The following is an 8,769-nucleotide window of genomic DNA, read 5'->3' as shown; positions in this document are numbered from 1 at the left end:
GAAGCCAACCTCAAGATAAGATTTCCCACTTCATAGAAGGTAAGATCCCAGAAAGACTATCTGGTTGATAGGCCCAGGGTGTAAGTGCAGCAATGCATTCAGCTGATGGGTACTAATAGATCGAGGACTTGACCAATAATATTAAAACTTTGCAGTTTTGAAGGTTCGATAAATCTTCATAATGCAGTCATTATAGCGAGGAGGATACACCTGTTCCCATACCGAACACAGAAGTTAAGCTCCTTAGCGCCGAAGGTACTCGGACCGGAAGGTCCCGGGAGAATAGGACGTGGCTGCGTGATAGACCTCCGATATTTCGGAGGTTTTTTTATTTTTTGTAAACGCTGAAATTCTCAATACGGGAGCATGCATATATTTGAATTTATAACAGTGTATTGATGAAATTGATATACTGTCAAAATGCAAGTGGCATTATGGTATAATTGATGTATACTATCTCTTTAGGGGGAATAAAAAGTGAATTTGCATGAGCTTGAAAAGATGTGCATGGAATGCCAAAAATGCATGCTTTGTATAAATAGAAAAAATGTGGTATTTGGAGAAGGGTCTGAAGATGCAGACATAATGTTTATAGGTGAAGGACCGGGAGAGCAGGAGGACATTCAGGGAAGGCCTTTTGTAGGAAGGGCTGGGCAGCTTCTTGAAAAGGCTCTTGAAGCACTTGGGATAGATAGAAAAGGCGTATACATAGCCAATATAGTAAAATGCAGACCTCCTGGAAACAGGGTGCCCTCTAATGAAGAAGCTTCTTGCTGCATTCAGTATCTGAGGTGGCAGGTAAAGCTTATAAAGCCCAAAATAATAGTATTGCTTGGGTCTACGGCCTGCAAGAATATAATAGATCCTGAATTCAGGATAACGAGGGGACGAGGAAACATTATAGAACAAGGGGATTTTAAAATAATACCCACATATCATCCCGCAGCAGTTTTAAGGGATGAGTCAAAGAAAAGATATTTTTGGAACGATTTGAAGCTTATGAACAAGATATATATAGATGAAATATAAATGATTTCACTTTACAACTGCAACAAATAAGGGATAACAAATCATATAAACAAAAAAACTGCTAAAAAATTTAGCAGTTTTAATTTTGTTCCAATTTTTTTACTCAGGCTGAGGTGCATCTACAGGACATACGTTAGCGCATGCTCCGCAGTCTATGCACTTGTCAGCGTCTATAACGTATTTTCCATCGCCAGGGCTGATAGCCTCAACTGGACATTCAGGTTCACAAGCTCCACAGTTGATGCAATCTTCAGTAATCTTATAAGCCATAAAAAAATCCCCCTTTTAAAATTTAATTATAAGTATTATATCCATAACAGGCTTTTTAAAACAAAAATATCAAATATACAGAGGTGAAATACATGGAAGAGCTAATAAAAAGATGTATTGAAATATGCGGTGGCGAGGAATTTGTTTTTTCTGACGGTGATATAGGGTCGAATATACTCCTAATAGGCGAGGCTCCTGGTGAAAACGAGATAATTCAAAAAAAGCCATTTGTGGGCAAGGCGGGTAAAAACCTAGACGAATTCATACAGATTTTAGGTGTAAAACGAGGAGACGTTTACATAACGAATTCCGTTAAATTCAGGCCTTACAAAATAAGCCCCAAAACGGGCAAGCGAATAAACAGAAGCCCCAGCATCTTAGAAATAAGAAGTTTTAGGGCGCTTGTCCAAGATGAACTTGCACTTGTTGACCCATCAATAATAGTGACTCTTGGAAATACGCCGCTTAAGCAGCTGCTTGATGAAAAATCCCAAATAGGAGATATTCACGGCAAGATATTGAAAGTAAATATAGGTGAAAAGGAATATGATTTGTTTCCTCTGTACCACCCTGCATCTGTGATATATAGAAGAGAGTTAAAGCAGGTGTATATTGAGGACCTTCAAAAGCTAAAAAAATATATATGTGAAAATGGCATAGTGTAGTGAATTTCAAGTTACATATAGAACTTGTGAATTAATTATCGTGAAAAATGTGAAATGTTTTGCAATATGATGGTTATATAGACATAATACTGATAAGATACGAATTGCACTTAACTTTTAATGAGACTACAGAATTAAAATTCGTGTTAATTCAATTTTGAAAATAAAGTAATATTAAAAAATAAATTAATTAAAAGAATTTATAAATAATGGTATAATTATGTAAAAGCATTATAAGAGAAGGTGAACTTATGAATTTAAAAATTACTACTCTCATTGAGGATTCGCCGGGCAGATGCGATGAATGTGAGAACGGTCTTTCTTTTTTCGTGGAGTCAGAAGATTTTTCAATACTGTTTGATACAGGAAAGAGTGGAAAGTTCATAGAAAATGCAAACAGTATGGATGTCGATATTCGAAAGGCAAAGCATGTTGTAATAAGCCATGGACATTATGATCATACAAATGGATTGGTGGATTTTATAGAACGTGTCAATAATGACTTTGAAGTTTTTTTAGGTGATAATTTTTTCAGGAAAAAGTATTCTTTTAATGGGAGGAAGTATTCATACAAGGGTTCTAACTTTACAAGAGAATACCTGGATGAAAATGGTATAAAGATAAGATATGTGAATGAAGACGTGGCTGAAATATTCAAAGGTGTATATCTTTTTTCTAACTTCGAGAGAAACTCTGAATTTGAATCAACAGCTCCTGTATTCTATGTAAAGGAAGACGGCAGATTTGTTTTAGACGATTTCAGCGATGAAATCGCCATGGCAGTAGATTCGGATAAGGGTCTTGTGGTATTATTGGGATGCTCTCATCCCGGCATAGTTAATATGCTTGAGAGCATTCAAAAAAGGACTAATCGTTCTATATACGCTGTAATGGGAGGAGCCCATCTTATAGACTCCGATGAGGACAGAATAAAGGCTACCTGTGAGAAGATAAAGTCAATGGGAATAAAGCATATAGGGATGTCGCACTGTACAGGTGAGGATGCGGCAAGATATATGAGAAAAAATATCTGCGGATATTTTGAAAACCATTCAGGAAATGTAATCGAGATTTAAATTATAGCAAATATATGTTTTTTGGAGATATTTAAAAGGATGAGTTATGTAACTCATCCTTTTAAATATCTCATTTTATTTTTGAATAAAAATCATAGGAATAAAGCATTCTTAACCCATATTTTTATGATTTCATTATTAGAGTGATAAAAAGCAAAATATGGTATATAATTGAATTAATAGGGAGGTGAAATTATTGGATACATTGACCAGGAGGAGCCAGATAGAAAATCTTTTGAAAGAATCGAATGAACCCGTAACTGGTTCAAGGCTTGCAGAAATATTTGATGTAAGCAGGCAGGTGATAGTTGGAGACATAGCCATACTAAGGGCAAAGGGAATTGATATAATCGCAACACCGCAGGGTTATTTTGTCCCAGGAGCAGGTAATGATGACATATATACAGATGTTATAATATCAAGCCACTCATGTATCGAAGAGCTTGAGGACGAGCTGTTTACAATAGTCGATAACGGAGGAAAGGTGATTGATGTAATAGTAGACCATTCGGTATACGGTGAAATAAGATCAGGAATAAACGTTTCATCTAGAAGGGAAGTCGAAAATTTTGTGGGCAAGCTTAAGGAAAAGGGTGCAAAGCCAATATCTTCGCTCACAGAAGGGGTACACCTTCATACCATAGAAACAAAGGACAGCCAGACATTTGACGAGATAGTAAAGGTATTGAAAGAAAAAGGATACTTGATTGAATAGAGTTTAAGTGGTATATTTTTATCATAGGTGACAAGACAGGTGAATATACAGATGGAGGAAAAAATATGACTGAAAATCAAATGAGACTTGAAATAGAGAAGTTAAAAGCCCAAAAAAACATAAAGATATTTGCTCATAACTATCAAAATTACGAGGTTCAGCAGGTGGCGGACTATGTTGGGGACTCTTTTTATCTAAGTAAGCTTGCAGCTGAGGTGGACTGTGATCAGATAATATTTTGCGGTGTGAAATTCATGGCTGAAACTGCAAAGACGCTTTCTCCAGACAAAAAGGTGATACTTACAGTGGAAGATGCCCTGTGTCCAATGGCAAATATGATAAGCGCCCAGGACATAATCGATTTTAAAAAGGAACATGAAGATTTTTGTGTTGTGGCGTATGTCAACACGACTACGCAGGTGAAGGCTGCTGCTGATGTATGTGTTACATCGTCTGTTGCAGTAGACGTCATAGACAATATTGATGCGGAAAATATACTGTTTGTTCCGGATATGAACCTCGGAAACTATATATCTGAACAGATAGAGGGAAAAAATATAATATCATGGAATGGTTACTGCAATGTGCATGACAGGGTGAGAAAAGAAGAAGTGATACAAAAGAGAAAAGAGCATGAGGGATATCCAGTGCTTGTGCATCCTGAGTGCAGAAAAGAGGTTCTCGACGAAGCTGATTTTGTGGGATCAACTTCCGAAATAATAGAATATGCTACAAATTCAGATGAAAAGGGCTTTATAATAGGCACTGAGACGGGGGTATTACACACTCTCAGAAATATGAATCCAGACAAGGAGTTCGAACTGCTTTCTCCGTCACTTATATGCTTCAATATGAAAAAGACTACACTTTCAGATGTATATAGCGCCGCAGCAGGAAAGGGCGGAATTGAAATAGAGATTGAAGAGGGCCTTAGAAAAAATGCTCTAAAAAGCCTTGAAAATATGATAAGGCTTTCAGGAAGATAGAATTAACGGATAATTGGGATTATTTAAACATCCAGAGGTGATACTGATGCATTACGACATAACTGTTATAGGAAGCGGGATAGCTGGACTTTACACATGTATAAGCGCAGAAAGTGAATACAATGTACTTTTGATATCGAAGTCAGATTTTTTAAACAGCAACACATATTTGGCTCAGGGCGGTATAGCCGGCGTACTTGCAGAAGACGACAGCTTTGAAAGCCATTTTGATGATACGCTCAAGGCCGGCAAATCGGAAAACGACAAGAGAGCTGTTGAAGTAATGGTAAAGGAAGGTCCTCAAGATATACTCAGGCTAAAGGATATAGGTGTAGAATTTGACACAGGCAGTGATGGAAGGCTTTTGAGAACACTTGAGGGAGGACATTCAATCAGGAGAATAGTTCACTGCAAGGATTCGACTGGCAAGGAAGTGGCCCAAAAGCTTCTTGGCAGAGTTGTGGACAGGCAGAACATATCGCTTATGGAACGGACATTTGTATACGACATAGAAAAAAGAGATGATGAATTCATAGTATATTTGATTGATCACAAAGGGCACAAACAGTCGGTAACTTCATCAAATGTAGTACTTGCAACAGGAGGCATAGGCAAGATATACAAGAACACCACGAATTCATCTGTTGCGACAGGGGATGGAATATGCCTTGCCAGAAAGCTGGGGGCAAGCATAAAGAAAATGAGCTATATACAGTTCCACCCGACGGCGCTTGACGTGGAAGTGGAAGAGAGGCCCCTTATATCGGAGGCAGTAAGAGGTGAAGGCGCATACCTTCTAAATGAAAGAGGTCAAAGATTCATGCACAAATACAGCCCCATGGCGGAGCTTGCGCCAAGAGACGATGTGTGCAAGGGGATACTGGCAGAGGCTAGAATACAAGGCTCAAATCATTTTTATCTGGACATATCGCACAAGGATTCAGATTATGTAAGGAAGAGATTTCCCTATATATATGAAAAGTGCATGGAGTGGAATATTGACATGACAAGGGAACGTATCCCTGTATATCCCTGCCAGCACTATCTCATGGGTGGAATAGATGTGGACATCAATTCAAGCACCGGGATACAGGGGCTTTATGCAGTCGGAGAATGTTCAAATACAGGGGTTCACGGTAAAAACCGCCTTGCAAGCAATTCACTTCTCGAGGGGATGGTTTTTTCAAGAAGGGCTGTAAGTACTATGAAGCTCCAAAGGCATGCATATGAAAAAATAGATTTGGCGGTTAAAAATGACGGCGTCAATCATATAGACAAGGGCATTAAGTCTGAGATCATGGATATAATGCAGTCTTCATATTTTATAGAGGCTGATATTGAAAAGTCACTCAGGGGAGTAAAGAGGCTTGGAGAAATAACCAGCGAGCTTAGGGAAGGCTCATATCGCACGGACATCGAGTATTATGAAACACTTAACATGGCGCAGGTCGCAAGTATGATACTGGGGGAGATAATTGAAAATGCAGATTTTAAATAAAATACAGCTGGATGAATTCATAAAAGATGCTCTCATGGAAGACATAAACTATTACGACATCACTACAGACAATCTCATAGATGAAGCCGATATTTCAAGCGCTAGATTTATATGCAAGGAAGACGGGGTTCTCTGCGGAATTGAAATTGCGAGAAGAGTATTTGAAATTTTAGACGATGAGATTGAATTCACATCATTTAAATCGGATTCTCAAAGGGTATGCAAGGGGGATGTACTAGCAACTGTAGGTGGAAAGACACGAACACTTCTCAAGGGAGAGAGGACGGCCTTAAACATAATCCAAAGGCTTTCGGGTATAGCTTCAAAGACAAGGAGGATGTCAGACATTTTGGGTGAAAGCCGTGCAAGGGTGGTTGACACTAGAAAGACAACTCCAAACATGAGGTTTCTTGAAAAATACGCCGTAAAATGCGGGGGAGGATACAACCACAGGTATAATTTGTCGCATAGCGTCATGATAAAAGACAACCACATAAAGGCCTGTGGCGGGATAAAAAATGCAGTTGAAAAGATAAGGAGTTCAATAGGCCACACTGAAAAAATAGAGGTGGAGGTAAAGGATGAAAAGGAGCTTGTCCAGGCGATTGAGTCGAATGTGGACATAGTGATGCTTGACAACATGGGCCCCGACAAGGTCAAAGGCTGCGTTGCAATATGCAGAAAAATGGATGAGAGGGTAGTAATAGAGGTATCCGGAAACATAGACGAAGGGAATATTGGAGAATATGCAAGCACGGGCGTGGATGTGATATCAGTAGGTGCGCTCACCCACTCTTTCAAGTCGCTCGACATATCTATGAAACTGTAAAGAGGTGTAATATTTGAGAAATTATCTTACAAAGACATTAAATGGAATGGCACTGGGGCTGTTTGGATCTCTTATAATAGGGCTGATACTAAAGCAGGCGGGGGATCTTTTGGGGATTGAAGCCATTGGGCAGTTCGGAAGAAGCGCCCAGTATCTTATGGGGCCCGCAATAGGTGCGGGGGTGGCTTTTAGCCTTGGCAGCCCCCCGATTGTGATATTTACGTCCATAATCACGGGAGCTCTTGGTGCGGGAAGCATAAGGCTTACGGACGCAGGGGCCATGATAGGAATAGGAGAGCCTGTAGGCGCATATATAGCAGCTCTTATAGGTGCGGAGATAGGAAGAAGAATATCCGGAAAGACAAAAGTAGACATTGTAGTTGTGCCTGCGGTGACCATAATATGCGGAGGGGCGGCGGGATCGCTTATAGCCCCTGTAGTGTCGGTGTTCATGAAAAATCTCGGAGGATTCATAAACATGGCCACGGAGCTTCAGCCTCTACCGATGGGAATAGTAGTGGCAGCAGCCATGGGAATGATACTTACAATGCCAGTAAGCTCTGCAGCCCTTTCAATAGCGCTTGGACTTGACGGGCTTGCGGCGGGAGCGGCTCTTGTGGGATGCTCCACTCAGATGATAGGTTTCGCAGTGATATCATACAAGGAGAACGGATTTGGAGGGCTTATAGCACAGGGGCTTGGAACATCAATGCTTCAGGTTCCAAACATAATAAAGAATCCATATATATGGATTCCGCCGACTCTTGCATCTGCAATTCTAGGACCGGTTTCAACGGTTATTATGAAAATGCAGACAAGCAGCATAGGTGCAGGAATGGGAACTTCCGGTCTGGTAGGGCAGATTGCAACGGTTTCGGTGATGGGAGCGTCTTCGATACCTAAAATCATTCTCATGCACTTCATACTGCCGGCTGCACTTACACTTGCAATATCGAAGTACATGATAAGTAAGGGATATATAAAATATTCAGATATGAAGCTTGAAAGCTGAATCCGGATGCCTTTGGCATCCGGATTTTAATGTTATAAGGGGTTTTTAAACGATTTTATTATGGATACGACCTCGCTGTCACTTATCTGAGCAAAGTTTTCATAATATGAGTCCACAGCCCCCATAAAATACGCAGGAAGCTCAAGGCATACAAAATCATCTACCAGCTTGGAAAGCCTCGTAAATGCATTGTTTGCAGTCACTGGCACCGCTATTACTATGGATTTTGGACCGTAAGAGGCGACTTCGTGAATGGCGGCTTCTATAGTAAGGCCTGTGGCTATTCCGTCGTCGACGATTATAGCAGTTTTTCCGCCTGGGGAGATGTGGTCGATGTTGTAAAGAGCTTTTCTGCGCCTTATCTCTTCCCTTTGGTGCGAAATTTCAGATTCAAGCCAATTCTGGTCCAGATGCTGAACCTCGTTTGAGCATATTGGAGGCGAGTTTTCGCAAATAGCGCAGATAGCGTATTCGGGATTGTGCGGATGTCCTATTTTTCTCGAAAGTATCAAATCCAGAGGACATTTAAGATGGCTGGCTATCTCAGCAGCCAAAACGACTCCTCCCCGCGGAAGTCCGTATACGACTATATTTTCATCAGATTTGTATTTTTCAAGTTTTTTGGCAAGCATCTGCCCGGCTTCGGTTCTATTTTTAAATAGCATTGGCATACCCCCTTTTCAATATAT

10 protein-coding genes and 2 rRNA genes are annotated in these 8,769 nt (G+C 40.2%); 10 read left to right on the top strand and 2 right to left on the bottom strand.

The annotated features are described in order from the left end of the window. The 3 genes from BUQ87_RS14100 to BUQ87_RS14090 form a co-directional block, all read left to right on the top strand. A 23S ribosomal RNA gene (locus BUQ87_RS14100) occupies positions 1 to 136 on the top strand; the annotation flags it as partial. 46 nt (positions 137 to 182) lie between these two features. Then, a 5S ribosomal RNA gene (rrf, locus tag BUQ87_RS14095) occupies positions 183 to 299 on the top strand. A 178-nt stretch (positions 300 to 477) separates the two neighbouring features. Then, on the top strand, positions 478 to 1,029 hold the full coding sequence (locus BUQ87_RS14090; protein ID WP_038266697.1) for a uracil-DNA glycosylase: 552 nt from the start codon (positions 478 to 480) through the stop codon (positions 1,027 to 1,029). A 99-nt stretch (positions 1,030 to 1,128) separates the two neighbouring features. Here BUQ87_RS14090 and BUQ87_RS14085 read toward each other — a convergent pair whose 3' ends face one another. Beyond that, on the bottom strand, positions 1,129 to 1,299 hold the full coding sequence (locus BUQ87_RS14085; protein WP_038266700.1) for a 4Fe-4S binding protein: 171 nt from the start codon (positions 1,297 to 1,299) through the stop codon (positions 1,129 to 1,131). 92 nt (positions 1,300 to 1,391) lie between these two features. On the opposite strand from BUQ87_RS14085, the gene BUQ87_RS14080 reads away from it, so the two are divergent. The 7 genes from BUQ87_RS14080 to BUQ87_RS14050 all read left to right on the top strand — a co-directional run bounded on the left by BUQ87_RS14080 (position 1,392) and on the right by BUQ87_RS14050 (position 8,080). Continuing rightward, positions 1,392 to 1,964, top strand: coding sequence for a uracil-DNA glycosylase (locus BUQ87_RS14080; RefSeq protein ID WP_038266702.1), 573 nt, complete (start codon positions 1,392 to 1,394; stop codon positions 1,962 to 1,964). A gap of 251 nt (positions 1,965 to 2,215) precedes the next feature. Then, entirely contained in the window at positions 2,216 to 3,040 is an 825-nt protein-coding gene (locus BUQ87_RS14075) for an MBL fold metallo-hydrolase (RefSeq protein WP_038266705.1), read from the top strand. A 196-nt stretch (positions 3,041 to 3,236) separates the two neighbouring features. Then, positions 3,237 to 3,755: a transcription repressor NadR gene (locus BUQ87_RS14070; RefSeq protein WP_038266708.1), complete on the top strand. Its 519-nt coding sequence runs from the start codon at positions 3,237 to 3,239 to the stop codon at positions 3,753 to 3,755. A 65-nt stretch (positions 3,756 to 3,820) separates the two neighbouring features. Continuing rightward, entirely contained in the window at positions 3,821 to 4,741 is a 921-nt protein-coding gene (gene nadA / locus BUQ87_RS14065) for a quinolinate synthase NadA (RefSeq protein WP_038266712.1), read from the top strand. A gap of 13 nt (positions 4,742 to 4,754) precedes the next feature. Further along, positions 4,755 to 6,239 (top strand): L-aspartate oxidase, encoded by a 1,485-nt coding sequence (gene nadB, locus BUQ87_RS14060; protein ID WP_159434351.1) that lies wholly within the window; start codon positions 4,755 to 4,757, stop codon positions 6,237 to 6,239. After that, on the top strand, positions 6,223 to 7,068 hold the full coding sequence (gene nadC, locus BUQ87_RS14055; RefSeq protein ID WP_038266761.1) for a carboxylating nicotinate-nucleotide diphosphorylase: 846 nt from the start codon (positions 6,223 to 6,225) through the stop codon (positions 7,066 to 7,068). The genes nadB and nadC overlap by 17 nt, the downstream gene beginning before the upstream one ends. Before the next feature lie 13 nt (positions 7,069 to 7,081). After that, positions 7,082 to 8,080 (top strand): PTS sugar transporter subunit IIC, encoded by a 999-nt coding sequence (locus BUQ87_RS14050; RefSeq protein WP_038266718.1) that lies wholly within the window; start codon positions 7,082 to 7,084, stop codon positions 8,078 to 8,080. 32 nt (positions 8,081 to 8,112) lie between these two features. Here BUQ87_RS14050 and BUQ87_RS14045 read toward each other — a convergent pair whose 3' ends face one another. Beyond that, positions 8,113 to 8,745 carry a phosphoribosyltransferase gene (locus BUQ87_RS14045; RefSeq protein ID WP_038266720.1) on the bottom strand — a complete coding sequence of 211 codons (633 nt, stop codon included), beginning with the start codon at positions 8,743 to 8,745 and terminating at the stop codon, positions 8,113 to 8,115. Positions 8,746 to 8,769 lie beyond the last annotated feature (24 nt).

It is taken from the genome of Peptoclostridium litorale DSM 5388, from assembly GCF_900141635.1.
In the GTDB taxonomy this organism is placed as follows: Bacteria; Bacillota; Clostridia; order Peptostreptococcales; family Peptostreptococcaceae; genus Peptoclostridium; species Peptoclostridium litorale.
The sequence above is the reverse complement of the archived record's forward strand: the minus strand, read 5'-3'. Positions and strand labels throughout refer to the sequence as shown.